Annotated in this window: 14 protein-coding genes; 8 read left to right on the forward strand and 6 right to left on the reverse strand. The window is 69.7% G+C overall.

Annotation, left to right across the window (positions count from 1 at the left end; genetic code table 11):
• Nucleotides 1–106: 106 nt before the first annotated feature.
• The 5 genes from treZ to AB0O65_RS01675 form a co-directional block, all read right to left on the reverse strand.
• Nucleotides 107–1,861 (reverse strand): malto-oligosyltrehalose trehalohydrolase, encoded by a 1,755-nt coding sequence (gene treZ / locus AB0O65_RS01655; protein ID WP_363382512.1) that lies wholly within the window; start codon nucleotides 1,859–1,861, stop codon nucleotides 107–109.
• A complete protein-coding gene (treY, locus tag AB0O65_RS01660) occupies nucleotides 1,861–4,209 on the reverse strand; it encodes a malto-oligosyltrehalose synthase (protein ID WP_363382515.1) in 2,349 nt (782 codons plus the stop codon). The genes treZ and treY overlap by 1 nt, the downstream gene beginning before the upstream one ends.
• A 1-nt stretch (nucleotide 4,210) precedes the next feature.
• Nucleotides 4,211–6,415: a glycogen debranching protein GlgX gene (glgX, locus tag AB0O65_RS01665; RefSeq protein ID WP_071642217.1), complete on the reverse strand. Its 2,205-nt coding sequence runs from the start codon at nucleotides 6,413–6,415 to the stop codon at nucleotides 4,211–4,213.
• Complete coding sequence (locus AB0O65_RS01670; RefSeq protein ID WP_191712161.1) at nucleotides 6,412–6,714, reverse strand: hypothetical protein; 303 nt, start codon at nucleotides 6,712–6,714, stop codon at nucleotides 6,412–6,414. The genes glgX and AB0O65_RS01670 overlap by 4 nt, the downstream gene beginning before the upstream one ends.
• A 129-nt stretch (nucleotides 6,715–6,843) precedes the next feature.
• The gene (locus AB0O65_RS01675) at nucleotides 6,844–7,971 is read right to left on the reverse strand and encodes an FUSC family protein (RefSeq protein ID WP_191712160.1); all 1,128 of its coding nucleotides are present in this window, start codon (nucleotides 7,969–7,971) and stop codon (nucleotides 6,844–6,846) included.
• Between the two features lie 153 nt (nucleotides 7,972–8,124).
• Here AB0O65_RS01675 and AB0O65_RS01680 point away from each other — a divergent pair, with 153 nt between their 5' ends.
• From AB0O65_RS01680 to AB0O65_RS01715, 8 genes are all read left to right on the forward strand, one after another.
• A complete protein-coding gene (locus tag AB0O65_RS01680; RefSeq protein ID WP_313479026.1) occupies nucleotides 8,125–8,874 on the forward strand; it encodes an AAA family ATPase in 750 nt (249 codons plus the stop codon).
• Between the two features lie 103 nt (nucleotides 8,875–8,977).
• Complete coding sequence (gene thrC / locus AB0O65_RS01685; protein ID WP_191712927.1) at nucleotides 8,978–10,396, forward strand: threonine synthase; 1,419 nt, start codon at nucleotides 8,978–8,980, stop codon at nucleotides 10,394–10,396.
• Between the two features lie 241 nt (nucleotides 10,397–10,637).
• On the forward strand, nucleotides 10,638–11,978 hold the full coding sequence (locus AB0O65_RS01690) for a cytosine permease (RefSeq protein WP_071644767.1): 1,341 nt from the start codon (nucleotides 10,638–10,640) through the stop codon (nucleotides 11,976–11,978).
• A 29-nt stretch (nucleotides 11,979–12,007) separates the two neighbouring features.
• Nucleotides 12,008–13,555, forward strand: coding sequence for a hydantoinase/oxoprolinase family protein (locus tag AB0O65_RS01695; protein ID WP_191712159.1), 1,548 nt, complete (start codon nucleotides 12,008–12,010; stop codon nucleotides 13,553–13,555).
• Between the two features lies 1 nt (nucleotide 13,556).
• On the forward strand, nucleotides 13,557–14,681 hold the full coding sequence (locus AB0O65_RS01700; protein WP_363382520.1) for a DUF917 domain-containing protein: 1,125 nt from the start codon (nucleotides 13,557–13,559) through the stop codon (nucleotides 14,679–14,681).
• Complete coding sequence (locus tag AB0O65_RS01705) at nucleotides 14,678–15,778, forward strand: DUF917 domain-containing protein (protein WP_071644770.1); 1,101 nt, start codon at nucleotides 14,678–14,680, stop codon at nucleotides 15,776–15,778. The genes AB0O65_RS01700 and AB0O65_RS01705 overlap by 4 nt, the downstream gene beginning before the upstream one ends.
• Nucleotides 15,779–15,787: 9 nt before the next feature.
• Nucleotides 15,788–16,822 (forward strand): DUF917 family protein, encoded by a 1,035-nt coding sequence (locus AB0O65_RS01710; RefSeq protein ID WP_071644771.1) that lies wholly within the window; start codon nucleotides 15,788–15,790, stop codon nucleotides 16,820–16,822.
• Complete coding sequence (locus AB0O65_RS01715; RefSeq protein ID WP_071644772.1) at nucleotides 16,819–18,333, forward strand: helix-turn-helix domain-containing protein; 1,515 nt, start codon at nucleotides 16,819–16,821, stop codon at nucleotides 18,331–18,333. The genes AB0O65_RS01710 and AB0O65_RS01715 overlap by 4 nt, the downstream gene beginning before the upstream one ends.
• A gap of 116 nt (nucleotides 18,334–18,449) precedes the next feature.
• On the opposite strand, the gene AB0O65_RS01720 is transcribed toward AB0O65_RS01715, so the two are convergent.
• A complete protein-coding gene (locus AB0O65_RS01720) occupies nucleotides 18,450–19,478 on the reverse strand; it encodes an FUSC family protein (RefSeq protein ID WP_363382522.1) in 1,029 nt (342 codons plus the stop codon).
• Nucleotides 19,479–19,537 lie beyond the last annotated feature (59 nt).

Raw genomic sequence — 19,537 nt, forward strand, 5'->3', positions numbered from 1 at the left:
CGCATGCCACCGACAGTACGAACGGTGCCCGACTCGCCACATCGGACGCGGGTGCCTCTTTCCGACGCAGCCGATACCTGGGTACCGGCTAATCCGGAGGGGAAGATCAGCGCCGGACGATCGCCGCAGACTCCGAGAGCAGAATCGTGCCGTCCGTCGTCGATGCGATCTCTCGCGTCGCCAGCAGAACCTGCCCGGCGACGTCGAACTCGACATCGGCGGAGGTCAGGTTGATCAGGATGCTCAGCCCGCCCCGATCGATGCGGAACGCGCGGCGCTCGGGTTCGTCCGCCGGCACGACGAGATCGACGGACGGCTCCCGGATGCCGGGTTCGGTCAGCTCCGGGAGCTCGCGCCGCAGCGCCGCGAGCCGTCGGTACAGGTCGAGCAGTCGGGCGTGGCGGGAAGACGCCAGCTCCCCCCAGTCGAGGTGGGACCGCTCGAAGGTCTTCGGATCCTGCGGGTCGGGTACGACCGCGGCATCCCACCCCATCCGGGCGAACTCCGCGATGCGGCCCTCGGCCGTCGCACGGCCGAGCTCGGGCTCGGGATGCGAGGTGAAGAACTGCCACGGCGTGGACGCGCCCCACTCCTCGCCCATGAACAGCATGGGTGTGCCCGGCGCGGTGAGCGTCAGCACGGCCGCGACCGCCAGCCGGTCATCCGACAGCGTCGCACTGAGGCGGTCGCCCGCGGCGCGGTTTCCGATCTGATCGTGATCCTGGGTGAACGTGACCAGCCGCCAGGCGGGCACCTCGTGCGGGATCGGCGCGCCGTGCACGTGGTCGCGGAACGACGAGAATGTGCCGTCGTGGAAGAATCCGCCGTCGGTGACCTTCTCGATGGCATCCGGCGCGGCGAAGTCGGCGTAGTAGCCCGACGTCTCGCCGGTGAGCGCGACGTGCACCGCGTGGTGCCAGTCATCCGACCACTGCGCGGTGAGCCCGTACCCGCCGGCCTCGCGCGGCAGGATCAGAGTCGGATCGTTCAGGTCGGATTCGGCGATCAGGGTGAGCGGCCTGCCCTCGTGGGCCGAGAGGGCGTCGACGCGTTCGGCGAGCTGCTTCAGGATGTGGGTGCGACTGTCGTCGTGCAGCGCGTGCACCGCATCCAGACGAAGACCATCGACGTGCCGGTCGCGCAGCCACATCAGCGCGTTGTCGATGATGTAGTCGCGCACGGGTGTCTGATCGAGATCGATCGAATCGCCCCACGTGGTGCGGCTGCCCGCCCGCAGGTAGGGGCCGAACTCGGGCAGGTAGTTGCCGCTCGGGCCGAGATGGTTGTACACGACGTCCTGGATCACGGCGAGACCGTGCGCGTGGGCGGCGTCGACGAACCGCTGATACCCCCGCGGGCCGCCGTAGCCCTCGTGCACCGCGTACCAGAGCACACCGTCGTATCCCCAGTTCCATGGCCCGTTGAACCCGTTCACCGGCAGCAGCTCGACGTGGGTCACCCCGAGCTCGACGAGATGCGACAGCCGGTCGATCGCCGCGTCGAACGTGCCCGACGGGGTGAAGGTGCCGACGTGCAGCTCGTAGATGAGCCCGCCCGCGAGCTGGCGTCCCGTCCACGCGCCGTCCGTCCAGGTGAACGCCGTCTCGTCGAACGCCGCCGACGCGGCATGCACCCCGTCGGGCTGCCGACGCGAGCGCGGGTCGGGCCGCAGCTGATCGCCGTCGCCGAGGACGAACCCGTAGCGCTCGCCGTCGGCGAGGGCCGCGTCCACCTGCCACCAGCCGCCCGGGCCGGAGGTCATCTCCCTCTCGTCGAGCGTCGAGCCGTCGTCGCCCAGGCGCCGCAGTCGCACCCGCGTCGCGCGCGGCGCCCAGACCTCCGTCTGTGCACCGGCCCGCATCACCGCACCTCCCGCAGCAGCGCGACGGGGTAGTGCTCGAGCAGCTCGGCAAGTCTCACCGGACCGCCGGTGAAGTGCCGTCCGGTGAGCACGTCGATGGACGGCATCTCCGAGCGCATCAGCGTCGTCTCGCCCCACCCGCCGACTCGCTCCAGTCCGACCGGAAGGCGCGTGGCGACGACGGTCAGTCCGCCGCGGTCGACCGCGACGGCATGGGCCGCGGCCGGCCCGGTGACCGTCTCGGGGCGGTAGGTCGTGAACAGCTCGGGGTGGTCGCGGCGCAGGCGCAGCACGCGAGAGGTGACCAGCAGCTTCGCGGCCCCGGAGCCGTCGATCGGGGGCAGGCTGCCTTCGGCGACAGCCGCGTCGAGCTCGGCGAGCATGCGCGAGCGCTCGGCGAAGTCCACCGGTCGGCGGTTGTCGGGATCGACGAGCGACAGATCCCACAGCTCCGAGCCCTGATAGACGTCCGGTACCCCCGGTCCGGTGAGCTGCAGCACCTTCGCGGAGAGCGAGTTCGACCGCCCGTGTCCGACGATCTCGCCGACGAAGCGCTCGATGATCGGCTTCGCGGCGCCGTTCGCTGCGTCGGCGATCGCCGCGAGACCCTTCTCGAACTCGGCATCCGGATGCTGCCACGCGGTCGACTCCGATGCCTCCCGCGCCGCCTTCTGGGCGTAGGCCAGCAGCCGGTCCGACGAGATCGGCCATGCGCCGACGGCCGCCTGCCAGAGCAGGCTGTCGAGCGGCCCGTGGCCGGTCGAGGCGACGCCGCGCAGCTCGTCGAGCACGTCGGTCCAGCGCTCCGGCACCTCCGCGAGCACCGCGAGGCGGGTGCGCACGTCTTCCGATCGCTTCGTGTCGTGCGTCGAGAGGGTGGTCATCGAGCACGGCCAGGCGGCCAGGCGCCGCTGCTGCGCGGTGTGGAACTGCGGCGCGCTCAGCGCCGTGACCGAGGGGTCGCCGCCGACCTCGGTCAGCGTGCCGAGTCGTGTGTGACGGTAGAACGCGGTATCCTCCACACCCTTCGCCATGATCGCGCCGGAGGTCTGCTGGAAGCGCCGTGCCACGGGCAGATCCGGGTCGGCGAGCAGCGGTTCGAGCTCGGCGATCGCGGATGCCAGGTCGGGCCGTCGACGTGCCGCCTCTTCTGCGGCATGGCGCAGATGCTCGCGACCGGCAGGCAGGTACGAGCGGTAGACGGGGAAGCAGGCGAGCAGCTCGGCCAGGGCATCGCCTGCGCGCACGATGCCGAACGGCAGGTCGTGCACGAGCCGGCGCACCTCCGACTGCAGCAGTCCGTCGGCCATCGCCCGCTTGGTGTCGTGGATGAGGTCGTGCCACTCCTGCGCCTCGGGGAGACCGCTCTCGGCCCGCAGCCGCGCGTCGAGGGCGGTGAGCTCGTCGACGCCGGCAGGGTCGATCAGCACCCGGTCGATCTCGCCGAGGGCGTCGTACCCGGTCGTGCCGTCGGTGCGCCACCAGGGCGGCAGCTCCTCGCCGTGCTCGAGGATCTTCTCGATCAGCGTGTACGCGCCGCCGGTGGCGTCCGCGAGTCGTTCGAGATACTCCTCCGGGTCGTCCAGTCCGTCCGGGTGATCGACTCGGATGCCGTCGGCGAGGCCCTCGCGGATCCACCGCACGATCTCCTCGTGCGACTGCGCGAACACGTCGGGAAGCTCGACGCGCACAGCGGCGAGCTCGGTGACGGCGAAGAAGCGCCGATAGTTCAGCTCGTCGTTCTGATCCTTCCAGTGGCGCAGCTCGTAGTGCTGCGCGTCGAGCAGGGCCGTGATGTCGTCGCTGTGCCGGCCCGTGCCCGGTGCCAGCGGGAGCACGTGCTCGAAGTACGACAGCGTGCCGTCCGGGGCATCCGGTGCCGGGGACGGATCGACCACGATCTCGCCGCGCGCGAGCACCTCGGCCGGCGTGCCGCCGAGGATAGGCAGCCGCACCTTGTCGTGCCCGCGCTCCCAGTCGATGTCGAAGGCGATCGCGTGAGCCGAGCCGCGGCCGAGGCGCAGCACGTCCCACCACCAGGGATTCTGGCGCGGCGCCGCGACCCCCACGTGGTTCGGCACGATGTCGACCAGGATGCCGAGGCCCTCGGCGCGGGCCGCGGCCGAGAAGGCCGCCAATCCTGCCGCCCCACCACGGGAGTCATCGATGCGCGAATGGTCGACGACGTCGTATCCGTGGCCCGAGCCGTCGGTCGCGGCCAGCAGCGGAGACAGATACGCCCAGTCCGCGCCGAGTCGGTGCAGGTAGCCGGTCACCGTCGCCGCCTCCTCGAGCGTGAAGCTCGAGGTGATCTGCAGTCGGTAGGTGGAATCGGGGCGGCTGGTCATCTCACACCTCAGGTTTCGGGGCGGGGGAGCGGATCGCCGCGTTCTCGACTTGCATCCGCAGGGACGCCTCGACCGAGTCGTCGGTCGGCTCATCCGCGTCGTCGACCTCGCGCAGCACGAGCATCGACCCGGCTCCGAGATGGACGTCGGCTTCGGCCGGAAGCGGATCGGCGTGAGTGAGCTCTCCCGCCGTGTCGACCACGGCCTCCCACGTGGCGCCGTGCCTGGCATCCGGAAGGACGACCTCGACGGTCTCGTCGCCGCTGTTGAAGTACACCAGGAAGTTCACGTCGGCCACCGGCCGCCCCTGCCGATCCTTCTCGCGGATGCCGCGGCCGTTGAGGAACATGCCGATCGACAGCCCGAAGCCCGACTCCCAGTCCTCCGGCTGCATCGTGCGTCCGTCCGGCCGCAGCCACTCGATGTCGGGCACCGGGGAGCCCTCCTCGACGCGCACGGGCTTGCCGTCGAAGAACCGGCTGCGCCGGAACGTCGGATGCATCGCGCGCAGCCGGGTGATCGCCGCGGTGAACTCGATCAGCGGCAGATCCGCCGCCTCCCAGTCGATCCAGGTGATCTCGTTGTCCTGCGCGTAGCCGTTGTTGTTGCCGTCCTGGGTGCGCCCCAGCTCGTCGCCGTGCGAGATCATCGGCACGCCCTGTGACAGCAGCAGCGTCGCCAGCATGTTGCGCTGGCGCATGGCGCGGCGCCGGTTCACGCCCGGATCGTCGGTGTGCCCCTCCACGCCCAGGTTGTCGGAGCGGTTGTGGGATTCGCCGTCGTTGTTGTCTTCGCCGTTGGCCTCGTTGTGCTTCTCGGCGTAGCTGACCAGATCGCGCAGCGTGAAGCCGTCGTGGGCGGTGATGAAGTTGACGGATGCCACCGGCCGGCGGCCCGAGTGCTCGTAGAGGTCGGCCGATCCGGTGAGGCGCGAGGCGAACTCGCCCAGCGCCTGCGGCTCGCCGCGCCAGAAGTCGCGGACCGTGTCGCGGTACTTGCCGTTCCACTCCGACCACTGCGGCGGGAAGTTTCCCACCTGGTAGCCGCCGGGACCGATGTCCCACGGCTCGGCGATGAGCTTCACCTGCGAGACCACCGGATCCTGCTGCACGAGCTCGAAGAAGGTCGCCAGCCGGTCGACGTCGTAGAACTCCCGGGCGAGGGTGGAGGCGAGGTCGAACCGGAACCCGTCGACGTGCATCTCGGTGACCCAGTACCGCAGCGAGTCCATGATCAGCTGCAGGGCGTGCGGGTTGCCGACGTTCAGGCTGTTTCCCGTGCCGGTGTAGTCGGTGTAGTACCGGCGGTCCTCCTCCAGGCGGTAGTAGGCCTCGTTATCGATGCCGCGCATCGACAGGGTGGGGCCGAGGTGGTTTCCCTCGGCGGTGTGGTTGTAGACCACGTCGAGGATGACCTCGATGCCGGCGGCATGCAGCGCCCGCACCATCGCCTTGAACTCCTGCACCTGCTGGCCGTGCTCGCCGCTGGACGAGTACGTGTTCTGCGGCGCGAAGAACGACAGCGTGTTGTAGCCCCAGTAGTTCGACAGGCCCTTGTCCTGCAGCGTGCTGTCGTTCACGAACTGGTGCACGGGCATGAGCTCGATCGCGGTCACGCCCAGCCGCGTCAGGTGGTCGATGATGGCGGGGTGCGCGACGCCCGCGTAGGTGCCGCGCAGCTCTTCGGGCACGTCCGGATGCCGGATGCTGAGGCCCTTGACGTGCGCCTCGTAGATCACCGTCTGCGCATAGGGCGTCTTCGGCAGCCGGTCGCCGCCCCATTCGAAGAACGGGTTGATCACGACGCTCTTCGGCGTGTGCGCCGCCGAGTCGTCCTCGTTGTGCGAGTCGGGGTCGCCGAAGTCGTAGGAGAACGCGGCCTGGCCCCACTCGACCTGCCCGGCGACGGCCTTCGCGTACGGGTCGAGCAGGAGCTTGCTCGGGTTGAACCGCTTTCCGTTGGCGGGGTCGTACGGTCCGTGCACACGGTAGCCGTACAGCTGCCCAGGCTGAACAGAGGGCAGGTAGCCGTGCCAGACGTAGGCGTCGACCTCGACGAGGTCGACGCAGGTCTCCTCGCCGTCGTCGTCGAACAGGCACAGCTCGACCCGCTCGGCGCGCTCGCTGAACAGGGCGAAATTCGTGCCCTGACCGTCGAAGGTCGCACCGAGCGGATGGGCGGATCCGGGCCACACGTCGACGGTCATGCCGCGAAACGTCCGTGGTCGCCGGCGCCGCGCGTGTGCGCGGCCGCCTCGTGCACGCGGCGCACAGCCTGTTCGAAGTCGAAGACCTGCGCCACCTCGATCGCCGCCGGGTAGGGGTGCCCCGAATAGCAGATGAACAGGGGCGGGATCACCTCGACGTAGCCGACGGGGCCGTCGAGGGACACCTCGTAGCGATCGATGTCGACGAGCTCGTACCGGGGCTCGGCGCACTGCGGCTGCGCGGTCGGCTCGACCGGGGGAGCGGGGCACCGCCCGGTGGATCTGGTTGCGGCAGACATGAGGACTCCTGACTCGACTGCCTTCCGGCGAAGCGCCTCGAGGTCATTGCTGTTGAGAAGAACCTACGATGGTGACCTCCGCGTGGCTACGGGGTTGTCACACGACGGCGTTCGGGGTAACACACGGCATCACTCCGAGCTCGACGCCTGCGCGCTCTCCCCGTCGTCCGGCTCCGGGTCGAGCACCGGCTCGAGCATGCTGAGGATGCGCTGCAGGTGCATCGCGCTGAGCACGCCGGGGCCGGCGACGGCATCCGTCTCGACCGATCTCGCGTGCACCGCCCGCAGCAGGACGTCGACCGCCTCGGCCGCATGCGCGTGCAGCTGCTCGACGTCCTCGTCCTCCCCGCCGAGCAGATCGGCGACCGCCTGGCAGGCGGCGGCGAGGGGATCGACGAGAGCCGGGTCGAGCGGGAAAGCCGAGGGACGATCGTTGATCGTGTCGCTGAGACACCCCGAGACGTCGCGGATCTGGTGCGCCACCTCGACCAGCGTCTCGAGTCGGGCGTGCTCCTCGCTGGTGTCTCCGCGTCCGTGCCACGCGCGCGGGTTGCCGCGCCGGCTCTCGTCCGCTTCGATCAGCGCGTCGCGCAGTGAGCGGCTGGTCTCGGCGAGCGCGCCGGCATCCTGCATCCACCCGTCGCGCTCCGGCGGCCACTCCTCGGTCAGCGCCGCCGCGATGTCGTCGAGGTGAGCCGCCAGGCGCTGCTGGAACGCGTCGATCCGCGCGGCGGCCTCCGACACCAGCGGCGCCGGCGGGATGATCGCGTTCACCAGCAGACCGACGATCACGCCCACGGCGGTCTGGGTGACGTAGCCGAAGGAGTAGTCCTCGGCATCCGCTCCGCCGATGATCAGCACGAACAGCGCCGCCATCGGGATGTACTCGCGGCCCGCGCCGAACCAGCCGGTGCCCGACACGATCACGCCGACGCCCACCACCGCGGCGATCGACCACACGCTCGGTCCGACGGTCATCAGCACCAGCGTGGCCAGCGCGATGCCCGCCCCCAGACCGAGGAGCGTCTGCAGGCCGGTCTTCGCCGACGACATCAGCGTCGGGTACATGCTGATCAGCGCGCCGAACGGTGCGTAGTAGGGGTACTCGTCCGCGACGCCGGGCATGTGCGGCGCGATGGTCCATGCGATGCCGACCGCGAGGGCGGTCTTCGCCGCGAAGAGCAGCCGGGCGCGGCTGACCGCGCCGCGCGCCGCCGTTCCGATGCCCGTGCCGCGCAGGCGGAGCGGTCTTCTCATTCGCACTCGATCACTCCCTGTCGATGGCAGCCTGTGCCGCGTCCGCGTCCGGGGCGACGATGACCGGCATGTCGTGCGGTACAGCCTGGCATCCGGATACGTGCGCGGCGGCATCGGCGCGCTGACCGGGGCAGCCCGAGATAGGGTCTGCCCATGGGGGTGAACGGCGAGACGGGGTGGATGCGGCGCAGGCATCCGGTCTGCACCGTGAGTGCGAACGACGACGCACCCGAGAGCAGCGACCGGTGGCCGACGACCATCCCGGCGGTCGCGCAGCTGCTGCGCGACGGGGTGCGGTTCTCGCCCGGCGTGACGTTTCTCGTCGGCGAGAACGGCAGCGGCAAGTCGACGATCGTGGAGGGCATCGCGCTGGCGTACGGGCTGTCGCCCGAGGGCGGGTCGCGTTACGCCCGTCACAGCACTCGACCCACCGAGTCGCCGCTGTCGGACTGGCTGCGGCTCGAGCGCGGCATCGGCGCGAGTCAGTGGGGGTTCTTCCTGCGTGCCGAGACGATGCACTCGTTCTACACCTACCTCGAGCAGAACCCGTCTTCGGGTCCGGACGCGTCCTTCCATGAGATGAGTCATGGCGAGTCGTTCCTCGCCCTTCTCGACACTCGATTCGATTCGCCCGGGTTCTACTGCCTCGACGAGCCCGAGGCCGCGCTGTCGTTCGCCTCGACCCTCACTCTGATCTCGGTGCTGAGGCGCATCGCCGATGATGGCGGGCAGGTGCTCTGCGCCACGCACTCTCCGGTGCTCGCGTCGCTGCCGGGCGCGACGATCCTCGAGGTCGGCGAGTGGGGTCTGCGCGAGACGACGTGGGAGGAGCTCGAGCTGGTGCGGCACTGGAGGTCGTTCCTCGGCGATCCGGATCGCTACCTGCGACATCTGCTCGACTGAGTGCACGCCGGCTGCTGCGGGTCGATGCGCGACAGGCGTCATCCGGCCTCGCCGTCGTGGCGATCCTGCGAGAATGGAGACCCCGACGACCCGAGGAGCCCTCGTGCTGTACATCTCCACCCGCGGCGGCATGCAGCCGCAGCCGTTCAGTGAGACGCTGCTCGAGGGGCTCGCGCCCGACGGCGGGCTGGCGGTGCCCGAGCGGCTGCCGCAGGTCGACGCGGAGACGCTCGAACGCTGGCGCGCGCTCACCTACCCGCAGCTCGCGACCGAGGTGCTCTCGCTGTTCGCGACCGACATCCCCCGCGACGACCTCGCGCGGATGACGGCGGCGGCGTACGCGGACTTCCCGGATGCGGTGGTGCCGCTGCGATCGATCGGCGGCGGTCTCACGCTCGTCGGCCTCTCCGAGGGCCCGACGCTCGCGTTCAAGGACATGGCGATGCAGTTCCTCGGGCAGGTGCTGGAGTACGTGCTCGAGAAGAAGGACCGCGTGCTGAACATCGTCGGCGCCACCTCGGGTGACACCGGATCGGCGGCGGAGCACGCGCTGCGCGGCAAGGAGCGCGTGTCGGTGTTCATGCTCTCGCCGCAGGGCCGGATGAGCTCGTTCCAGCGCGCGCAGATGTACTCGCTGCAGGACGAGAACGTGCACAACATCGCCGTCGACGGGGTGTTCGACGACTGCCAGAACCTCGTCAAGAGGCTCGCGGGCGACCTCGAGTTCAAGCGCGCGCAGAATCTCGGCGCGGTCAACTCGATCAACCTGGGCCGCATCGCCGCGCAGGTCGTCTACTACTTCTGGGCGTGGCTGCGGGTGACGGATGCCGTCGAGCCCGAGTTCCGCCCCGGATTCGAGGTCTCGTTCACGGTGCCGTCGGGCAACTTCGGCAACATCCTGTCGGGCTTCTTCGCGAAGGGCATGGGCGTGCCGATCCGCCGCCTCGTGCTCGCCGCGAACGAGAACAACGTGCTCGACGAGTTCTTCCGCACGGGCGTCTACCGCCCGCGCTCGGCCGCCGACACGCACGCCACGTCGAGCCCGTCGATGGACATCTCGAAGGCGTCGAACCTCGAGCGCTTCATCTTCGAGCTCGTCGATCGCGACCCTGCCCGGGTCGTCGCGGCGTGGGACGCTCTCGACGCCGTCGGCGCCATCGACTTCTCGGCGGAGCAGCCTCGCTTCGAGAGCGAGTTCGGCATCGTCAGCGGCACCTCGACCCACGCCGACCGGCTCGCCACGATCCGCTCGGTGTACGACGAGACCGGCGAGATCATCGACCCGCACACCGCCGACGGCGTGAAAGTCGCTCGCGAGCACGTCGAGTCGGAGGTGCCGATGCTCGTTCTAGAGACCGCGAAGCCGCAGAAGTTCGCCGAGACCATCACCGAGGCGATCGGCGTCGAACTGGATTTCTCGCCCGAACTGCGCGAGATGCTCGCCGCCCCGCAGCGTGTGACCGAGATGGCCGACGACGAGCAGGCACTGCGGGCCTTCGTGGCGGAGCACGCGCTGCGCTGACGCCCCTCCCACCCCCCAACCCCGGAACCGCTTCTCGCTCCGGTATGAGTTCGTGCCGCCTGCTTCGCGTTCAGGCGGCACAAACTCATACCGGAGCGAGGGGTGGTTGTGGGTGAGGGAGCGAGTGGGCAGTGCAGAGTGCACTTGGTGACGCGATTCTCGTGCTGATCGCACATGTCATGGGCCCGGAGGGCGTGGTTACTGTTGCCACAACCCGTTCCCTCCTCTCGAAGGACCCCTCATGGCACGCACGGCGCACCCCGATGATTTCGCGCTCTCCCGAGTCACACCCGACGCACGCAAGCCCTGGTTCGGCATCGCCATCCAGCGTTTCGGCCAGGTGTCGGCGCTCTCGCAGTTCCTGCTCGGAGCGACGCTCGGCTTCAGCATGACCTTCGGCGAGGCCGCCCTCGCCTTCCTCTTCGGCTCGATCATCCTCGAGGTGGTCATGTGCGTCGTCGGCTTCATCGGCCAGCGCGAGGGCTTGAACACCGCCCTGCTGGCGCGATGGACCGGCTTCGGCGAGATCGGCGCCTCGCTCGTCGGACTCGCGATCGGCATCAGCCTGATCGGGTGGTTCGGCATCCAGTCGGCGATCTCGGCGCAGTCGCTCGATGCGCTCATGCCGGGTGCCCTGCCGGTGTGGGCGTGGAGTCTCATCTTCGGCCTCGCGGTGACGGCGATCGTCGCCTTCGGCTTCGTCGGGATGCAGTGGCTCGCCAACGTCACCGTGCCGCTGTTCCTGATCCTGGTCGGCTGGTCGGTGATCAGCGAACTCAGCCGTCACGACATCGGCGAGCTGCTGACCAGCCCGGCCCCCGGTCCCTCCATGAGCGTGTGGGCGGGCACCGGCATCGTCGCCGGTGGCCTGATCGTCGGCGCGATCATCACCGGCGACATGACCCGCTTCAACCGCTCCCGCGCCGACGTGGTCAAGCAGACCGTGGTCGGGGTCACCCTCGGCGAGTTCGTGATCGGACTGGCGGGAGTTCTGCTCGCCCACGCCGCCGGCACCGGCGACATCGTCGCGATCGTCACCTCATCCGTCGGCCTCATCGGCCTGTTCATCGTGCTCACCGGCACGCTGAAGATCAACGACTGGAACCTGTACTCGTCGACGCTGGGACTGGTCAACTTCATCTCCACGGCGTTCGGCCGCAACCTGCACCGCGTCACGACGACCATCGTGCTCGGCATCGTCGGCTCGATCCTCGCCGCCGTCGGAATCCTCGGGCAGTTCACCTCCTTCCTCATCGTGCTGAGCGTGGCTTTCCCTCCCATCGCGGGGATCATGGTCGCCGAGTACTACTTCGTGCGCCGCTGGCGCGCTGATCTCGACACCAGTCGCGAGGCCGGGACGCTCCCCGCGACCGCGCCGCGTCTCGTTCCGACCACCATCGTCGTGTGGCTGGTGTCGTCGCTGGTCGGGTACTTCGTGACCTGGGGCATCCCGTCTCTGCTCAGCCTCTTCCTCTCGATGGTGCTCTACGTCCTGGCCGGCAAGCTCGGTCTCGTCCGCGGCGTCGGCGTCGCGACCACTCGACAGGCCCCCGCACCCGACTCCGAGCCCGTCAGCGCCTGAGCGCGGCCTCCACACAGAAAGCGAGAACCATGCACATCGGCATCGACGTCGGCGGCACGAACACCGACGCAGTACTCATGGCGGGCACGCGCACGCTGGCGGGAGTCAAGCACTCGACCACGGGAGACGTCACGAGCGGCATCGTGCAGGCGATCGAAGAGCTGCGCGCCGCGCATCCGTTCGACGGTCCCGACATCGACGCGGTGATGATCGGCACCACCCACTTCATCAACGCTCTGGTCCAGGCCAGCCGACTCGCACCGACCGCGGCGCTGCGTCTCGGGCTTCCCGCGACGCGTGCCCTGCCGCCGCTGGTCGACTGGCCGGAGGCGCTCGTCGAGGCCACTCACGCCCGCAGCTACCTGGCGCACGGCGGCTACGAGTTCGACGGCCGGCCCATCTCGCCGCTCGACCCCGATGAGTTGCGCGCGCATGCCGAGGACATGAAGGCCAACGGCATCCGCTCCGTGGCGGTCTCATCGGTCTTCAGCCCCGTCAACCACGACCTCGAGATCCAGGCGGCGGAGATCATCGGCTCGGTCCTGGGCGACGGCGTCGCGATCTCGCTCTCGCACGAGATCGGCCGGATCGGCCTGCTCGAACGCGAGAACGCCACGATCATCAACGCTGCGCTGCGGGAGCTCGCCTCGGAGATCGTCGACGGGCTCACCTCGGCAGTGCGCGCGCAGGGGATCGAAGCCCCCATCTTCCTCAGCCAGAACGACGGCACCCTGATGGACGACGAGTACGTGCGCCGATACCCGGTGGCCACCTTCGCTTCGGGCCCGACCAACTCCATGCGCGGTGCGGCCGCGACGAGCGGACTGGTCGACTGCGCGGTGATCGATGTGGGCGGCACCACCGCCGACATCGGCCTTCTGATCAACGGATTCCCGCGCGAGACGGCCAATGAGGTCAAGGTCGCGGGCATCCGCACCAATTTCCGGATGCCCGATGTGCTCTCGCTCGGCATCGGCGGGGGCAGCATCGTCGACGAGGAGACCGCCGAGGTCGGTCCGGCATCGGTCGGCTACCGGCTCACCACCGACGCGCTCGTGTTCGGAGGCAGCACCCTCACAGCCACGGACATCGCCGTGGCCGCCGGCCGCGCCGACATCGGCGACGCGACGAAGGTCGCGCACCTCGACCCCGCCTTCGTCGACCGTGTCCTGCAGCGCATCGCCGAGCGCGTCTCGGAGGCAGTGGATCGGATGCGCACCTCACCCGAGCCGATCGCGGTGGTCGCCGTGGGCGGCGGGTCGATCCTGCTGCCGGATGAGCTGCCCATGTTCGGCACCGTGCACCGCCCCGAGAATTACGCGGTGGCGAACGCGATCGGCGCATCGATCGCCCAGGTCGGCGGTGAGATCGACAAGGTGTACGCGATCGAGCCCGGTCGGCGCGACGAGACGATCGCCGCGGTGCGCTCCGAAGCTGTCGACAGGGCGATCGCCGCGGGCGCCCGTCCCTCGACCGTCTCGATCATCGACTTCGACGAGGTGCCGATCCCGTATCTGCCCGGCAACGCCACGCGCATCCGCGCGAAGGCTGTCGGCGACCTCGACATGGAGGCGTGAGATGAGCTGGACCATCACCGCCGAGCACATCGACGGGCTCGCCCGCGGTGCGGCGGTGCTCGGCACGGGCGGCGGCGGTGACCCGTACATCGGAGCTCTGCTGGCCCGGCAGGCGCTTGCCGACACGGATGTCACCGTCGTGGGCCTCGACGAGGTGCCGGATGATGCGCTCGTGCTGTTCGTCGCCATGATGGGCGCGCCGACCGTGATGGTCGAGAAGCTGCCCAGCCTGGACGAGGTCGTCGAGCCGGTCCGGGCGCTCGGCGTGCACCTCGGCCGACCCGTCACCCACATCGCGTGCGCCGAGGTCGGCGGCGTGAACTCCACCATCCCGATCGCCGCGGCCGCGGCGCTCGGGTTGCCGCTCATCGACGCCGACGGCATGGGCCGCGCGTTCCCCGAGCTCCAGATGGTGCTGCCCACCCTCCACGGTGTGACAGCCTCTCCACTCGCATTCAGCGACGAGAAGGGCAACACGGGGGTCCTGCAGACCGTCGACAACTCGTGGACCGAGCGCATCGCCCGGGTCGCCTGTGTTGAGATGGGATGCTCGGTGATGATCTCGGGCTTCTCGATGTCGGGCGTGCAGGCGCGGGAGTCGCTCGTGGCCGATTCGCTGTCGCGCTGCATCGAGATCGGTGAGGCCATTGCCAGAGCCCGCGACTCGAAGACCGACCCCGTCGCCGCGGCTGTCGCACTGCTGCACGGCCGAGAGCTGATCGACGGCAAGGTCGTCGACGTGCAGCGGGCGACCACCACGGGATTCGCACGCGGACGGGCCCGGATCGACGGGGCTGGTGACACGTCGATCACGCTGCAGTTCCAGAACGAGCACCTCGTCGCCGAGCAGGACGGACAGGTGCTGGTGACCACGCCGGACCTCATCATGGTTCTCGACGGAGAATCGGGTGAGCCGGTGACCACGGAGGCCCTGCGTTACGGGCAGCGCGTCCGCGTGGCCGCAGCGCCGGCCGATGAGCGGTGGCACTCGGCAGCCGCGCTCGCCATGGTGGGGCCGGGCTACTTCGGCTACGACATGCGCGCCCACCGCTTCGACGGCACCATCTCCACTGGCGGCACCGAGACGGAGTTCGGTGTCCTGAGCGAAGGAAACGAACCCAGATGAGCTGGCAGCTGACCGCCGATGACCTCCCCGACCTCGCGCGCGGGGCCACCCTGCTGGGCACGGGTGGGGGAGGAGACCCCTACATCGGGAAGATGCTCGTCGAGCGCGTGCTCGGTGACGGAGCGATCACCATCCTCGATCCGGATGAGCTGCCCGACGAAATGTTCGTCATCCCCACGGCGCAGATGGGTGCGCCCACGGTCATGGTCGAGAAGATCCCCGCCGGCACCGAGCCCACACTCGCCCTGCGCACCCTCGAAGACCACCTCGGGCGCAAGGCCGACGCGACCATGCCCATCGAGTGCGGAGGCATCAACTCGATGATCCCGCTGATCGTCGCGGCCGAGACGGGCCTGCCCGTGGTCGATGCCGACGGGATGGGTCGCGCGTTTCCCGAGCTGTCGATGGAGACGTTCGCCGTCTACGGCGTGCACGGCTCGCCTCTCGCCCTCGCCGGGGAGCGCGGTGAGCGCGTCATCATCGACACCGGTGACGATGATCGCCAGATGGAGTGGCTCGCCCGCGGGATCACGATCCGCCTCGGCGGTGTGGGCCACATCGCCGAGTACGCGATGACCGGCGCCGACGTGCGTCGCACGGCCGTGCCCCGCACCATCTCAATGGCGCTCGCGCTCGGCCGGGCGATCCGCTTGGCGCGTGAGCAGCATCGTTCCCCCTTCGATGCGATCTCCGCCGCGCTGGCTTCCACTCTCTACCCGCACATGCGCGAGCTGTTCGTCGGCAAGGTGGTCGATGTCGAGCGGCGCACGACCGAGGGTTTCGCGAAGGGACGGGCTGTGATCGCCCCGCTCGGCGATGAGGGCGACCCGCTCGAGGTCGCGTTCCAGAACGAGAACCTCACCGCTCACCGAGGGGGCCGGCTCGTCGCGATCGTCCCCGATCTCATCTGCATCGTGGACCAGGAGACGGCGGAGCCGATCACCACCGAGGGGCTGCGGTACGGGCAGCGGGTGCGGGTGCTCGGGATCTCGACTCCGGCGATGATGCGCACTCCGGAAGCGCTGGCTGCCTTCGGGCCGTCTGCCTTCGGCATCACCGAGGAGTTCGTCGCCGTCGAGGAGCTGGCGGAGCCGTAATCTGGAATCATGGTGAGCCTGCTCGGGCGTGACGATCTGACCGCGCTCGCGCGTGGTTACGCGCTGTTCGGCTCGGGCGGTGGGGGATCGACCACCATGCTCGAGCTCATCCTCGCCGGGTCGGCCACCTGGCCGCTCCAGGTCGCGGCACCGGAGTCGCTCGATCCGGCGACGCCGTGCCTCGGCGTGGCATTCGTCGGATCCACGATCCTGCTGGGCGAGCGGATGCCCGGCAGCGAGCCGTTCGCTCCGGTGCTCAGGGCGGTCGAGCGCTGGATGGGTCACGAGATACCCGCGGTCTGCTCGCTGGAAGGCGGCGGCATGAACGGCCTGGCGCCCCTGATGCTGGCGGATTCGCACATCGTGGTCGACGCCGACTGCACGGGCCGTGCGGTGCCGGGGCTCGACCAGATGTCGTTGTTCGTCGACGGGCTGCCCGGGGTCATCGTGGCATGCGACACCGGAGGCGGGGGTGTCGCGGTCGTCGAGGCGACTCGGGGGATCGACGCCGAGCGCGTGGCGCGTGCCGCCATCATCCAGGCAGGCGGTGCGGGGTGCGCCGTGTTCGCGGGATTCACGGTCGGGGATCTGCGCGAGCACGCCATCGTCGGTCACCTCGCTCACACCCTTCGCGTCGGTCGCGCGTTCGTGGCCACATCGGATCGGTCCCTGGTCGAGCTCGCGGACGCCCTGGGTGCGCAGCTCGTGACCGAAGGGCGCATCCTCTCCACAGCATCCCTCGTCGCGGATCCGTCCGTGAGCGCCGTCGAGATCATGGGCGTCGACGGCGGGGTCCACCGCGTGATCACCCGGTCCGAGACTCTCGCGGTGCTCAGCGACGGTCGGGTGGTCGCCGCGGCACCCACCGTGATCGTCGTCGTCGATGCGATCTCGCGCGACGTGCTCGAGGTCACCGAGCTCACCCTCGCACGCCACGTCGCCGTTCTCGCGATTCCGGCTCCGTCGTGGTGGCACGCGCGCCCCGACCGGCTGCGCCGCGTCACGCCCTCGGCCTACGGCCTGGATGAGCTGGACGTGGCATGAGCAGCCCCCTGCGACTGAGCGCTCTGCTCTCCTACCCCGACAACGGCGGTCTGACGCTCGTGGCCGGACCGGAGGATGTCGAGTGGGATGCCGTCGTGATCGAGAACGACGAATCCGACCTCGCCGACCCCGTGCAGCACCGACTCGCGGTGCTCACTTCCGGCATCCCGCGCACGACGTGGCAGCAGGATGCGCTGCTCCGCCGCGTGCGCGACCGCGGGTACTCCGGTCTCGCCGTGCCGGGCGCGGCGGCGATCGACCCGGGCGCCCGTCGACTCGCCAACCGCCTCCGACTCGCGCTGCTCGACGTCGCGCGCCCCATCCAGCTGGCGAAGGCCTGCTGGATGCTCATCGAGGCCCGTGACGCGCTCACCCTGGGGCAGGTGCGGAAGGTCGCCCAGTCGTTCGAGTACTCCGCGCAGGATCTCGGGGACCTGCTGCGGCACATCGCCGCGAACCTCAGCACCGGGGTCGCCCTCGTCGACCGCGCGGGAGTCGTCCTCGAGGCGGGAGGGCATCTCAGCCCAGACCTGCATGCGGGTATCGGCTTCGAATCGTGGGCGGACCTCGCCCGCACCGAGCACGCAGCGGCCGCATCCGTGCGTGTCGACAGTCCCGCACGGACGGGGCTGCGCCTCGTGCTCTTCGGCGACGGGATCGGGGAACCGCAGCTGCAGGCACTCTCGGTCGCAGCCCAGGTCGCCATGCCGGCCGTCGCCGCTCGCATCCTCATCGACGAGGTGGCCGCGATCAACGAGGTCGCCGTGTCGTCGGCGCTGCTGCGTGACTTCACCGACCTGAGGGGTGCTGCCGACGACGACGTCGATCGACGGATGTCCGAACGGGGATGGCGCACCCAGGGCCATCATCTGGCCTTCCACATGACGGCCCGGGGACGGGTCGACGCATTCTCGCTGCTGCGATCGCTGCGCTCCGGTCTCGGATCGATCGACGCCGAATCGCACGCGACCTCAGCCGGAAGCGGAGTGAGCGGGTGGCTGACCTTCGCGCAGCAGCCCAGCGCAGAGAAGGTCGAGCGCGCGGTCGCTGCGCTGCGCGAGCTGCATGCGGAGGCTCTACGTGATTTCGCCGTCGCGACCGGCGTCGGCTCGCTGCAACCCGGCCCTGCGGGATTGGGCGCCACGCTCGACGAAGCCGCAGACGCGGCGAAGATCGCCGCCGCGCGCTCGGCAGCAGGCTGGTTCGTGCGGGTCGACAGCCTCGGCCTCGAGCAGCTGCTTCTCGCGTGGACCGGCAACGACACCTTCGTGCCGGCTGCGGAGTCGCTGCTCGCCCCGCTTCGGGAGGGAACGGGTGAGCTGCTGACCACGCTCGCCGCGTATCTCGACCACGAGTCGGGCATCGCGGCGACCGCCATCGCCCTCGGCCTGCACCGCAACACCGTCGCGGTGCGCATACGCCGCGCGCAGGAGCTGCTCGGCATCGACATGCGGGATCCGGATGCGCGGCTCGCTCTGCACCTGGCCTGTCGCAGCGTCCTGATGCGCTGACCCCCCGCCCCCGGAACCGCTTCTCGCTCCGGTATGAGTTCGTGTCGCCTGATCCGCGGTTGAGCGGCAGAAACTCATACCGGAAGGAGCAGCGGTTCCACTTGGAGCACGGGCGGTCAGGCAGGGGCGGGGTGAGCAGCGCGCGACGGATCAGAGCGGGGGTGCAGCAGGCCAGAGAGCGCGCCAAGCGCGGCGCCCGCCAGAGTATCGACAACGCGTTCCATCGCGATGGACATGTCGCCCGTGCTTCCCGTGGCCGCGCCGAGAAGAAGCAGCACCAGCGGGGTGATGAGCGTCAGCGCCAGGGCGTAGTGACGCACGACCACCAGCTCGATCGAGAACTGCAACACGCCCAGCAGCGCCGCCAGCCACAGACCGCTCGGGTGCAGCAGCGCCAGCAGCGCATAGACTCCGGCGCCCGCGATCGTTCCCAGCAACCGGTGCGTCGCACGCTGCAGCGCCGCCCGTCTGCTCGACGCGATCCCGATCACCGCGACCGCAGCTCCGACGATCCAGTACGCCCGCGCGGGGTCGAGGAACAGACTCACGACCACGCCGAGCATGCTCACGAGGACGACACGCAGCAGCAGCATCCGGCCATCCGCATCCCACGACGGCCCAGGGAAGAGCTGCCGAAGTGGGTGGGCACGACGGGCGCCGACCCGAGCCAGGGCCAGGGGCGACACCGCGATCAGATACGAGAACGCGCATCCGGCGGCGATCGCGGCGACGTAGCCGGCGGGCGTGATCGGAGCGGATCGCACCACCGTTGCCGACAGGCCGAACACGAGCACGAAGAACAGGGGCCCGGGCGGGCCCAGCCGAAAGCCGAAGGCGAGGGCCGCGCTCACACTCGCGACGAGCACGATGCCGATGCTGACCAGTAGAGGATCGTGCGCGACCGCGGCCCCGAGCGCCGCACAGATGACGAGAGCGGCACCCACGAACGGCAGCATCCGCGCCCGCTCGATCACGGGCAGGGTCCCGGCGAACAGCACGGTGAATGCCCCCGACGCGGCGATGTACCCCAGCATCGGCTGATCGACCACGGTCATCACGGCGATCGGCACGGCGATCCCGAGAGCCGCCTGCAGGCCGAGCTGCCAGCGCGGGCCGCGGGAGGGGCCGAAGGCGAACAGACTCACCGGATCATTCTTTCAGCGGCGGCGCTCGCCGGCTCTCAGGCCGGTGGATCGCCCCAGGT

This window comes from Microbacterium sp. NPDC077391, assembly GCF_040686955.1.
GTDB classification, from domain to species: Bacteria; Actinomycetota; Actinomycetes; order Actinomycetales; family Microbacteriaceae; genus Microbacterium; species Microbacterium commune.

Bases quoted from the DNA above. Each gene is read 5' to 3' on its own strand.
- treZ (WP_363382512.1), bottom strand. From the start codon at position 1,861: ATGCGGGCCGGTGCACAGACGGAGGTCTGGGCGCCGCGCGCGACGCGG.
- treY (WP_363382515.1), bottom strand. From the start codon at position 4,209: ATGACCAGCCGCCCCGATTCCACCTACCGACTGCAGATCACCTCGAGC.
- glgX (WP_071642217.1), bottom strand. From the start codon at position 6,415: ATGACCGTCGACGTGTGGCCCGGATCCGCCCATCCGCTCGGTGCGACC.
- AB0O65_RS01670 (WP_191712161.1), bottom strand. From the start codon at position 6,714: ATGTCTGCCGCAACCAGATCCACCGGGCGGTGCCCCGCTCCCCCGGTC.
- AB0O65_RS01675 (WP_191712160.1), bottom strand. From the start codon at position 7,971: ATGAGAAGACCGCTCCGCCTGCGCGGCACGGGCATCGGAACGGCGGCG.
- AB0O65_RS01680 (WP_313479026.1), top strand. From the start codon at position 8,125: ATGGGGGTGAACGGCGAGACGGGGTGGATGCGGCGCAGGCATCCGGTC.
- AB0O65_RS01690 (WP_071644767.1), top strand. From the start codon at position 10,638: ATGGCACGCACGGCGCACCCCGATGATTTCGCGCTCTCCCGAGTCACA.
- AB0O65_RS01695 (WP_191712159.1), top strand. From the start codon at position 12,008: ATGCACATCGGCATCGACGTCGGCGGCACGAACACCGACGCAGTACTC.
- AB0O65_RS01700 (WP_363382520.1), top strand. From the start codon at position 13,557: ATGAGCTGGACCATCACCGCCGAGCACATCGACGGGCTCGCCCGCGGT.
- AB0O65_RS01705 (WP_071644770.1), top strand. From the start codon at position 14,678: ATGAGCTGGCAGCTGACCGCCGATGACCTCCCCGACCTCGCGCGCGGG.
- AB0O65_RS01710 (WP_071644771.1), top strand. From the start codon at position 15,788: ATGGTGAGCCTGCTCGGGCGTGACGATCTGACCGCGCTCGCGCGTGGT.
- AB0O65_RS01715 (WP_071644772.1), top strand. From the start codon at position 16,819: ATGAGCAGCCCCCTGCGACTGAGCGCTCTGCTCTCCTACCCCGACAAC.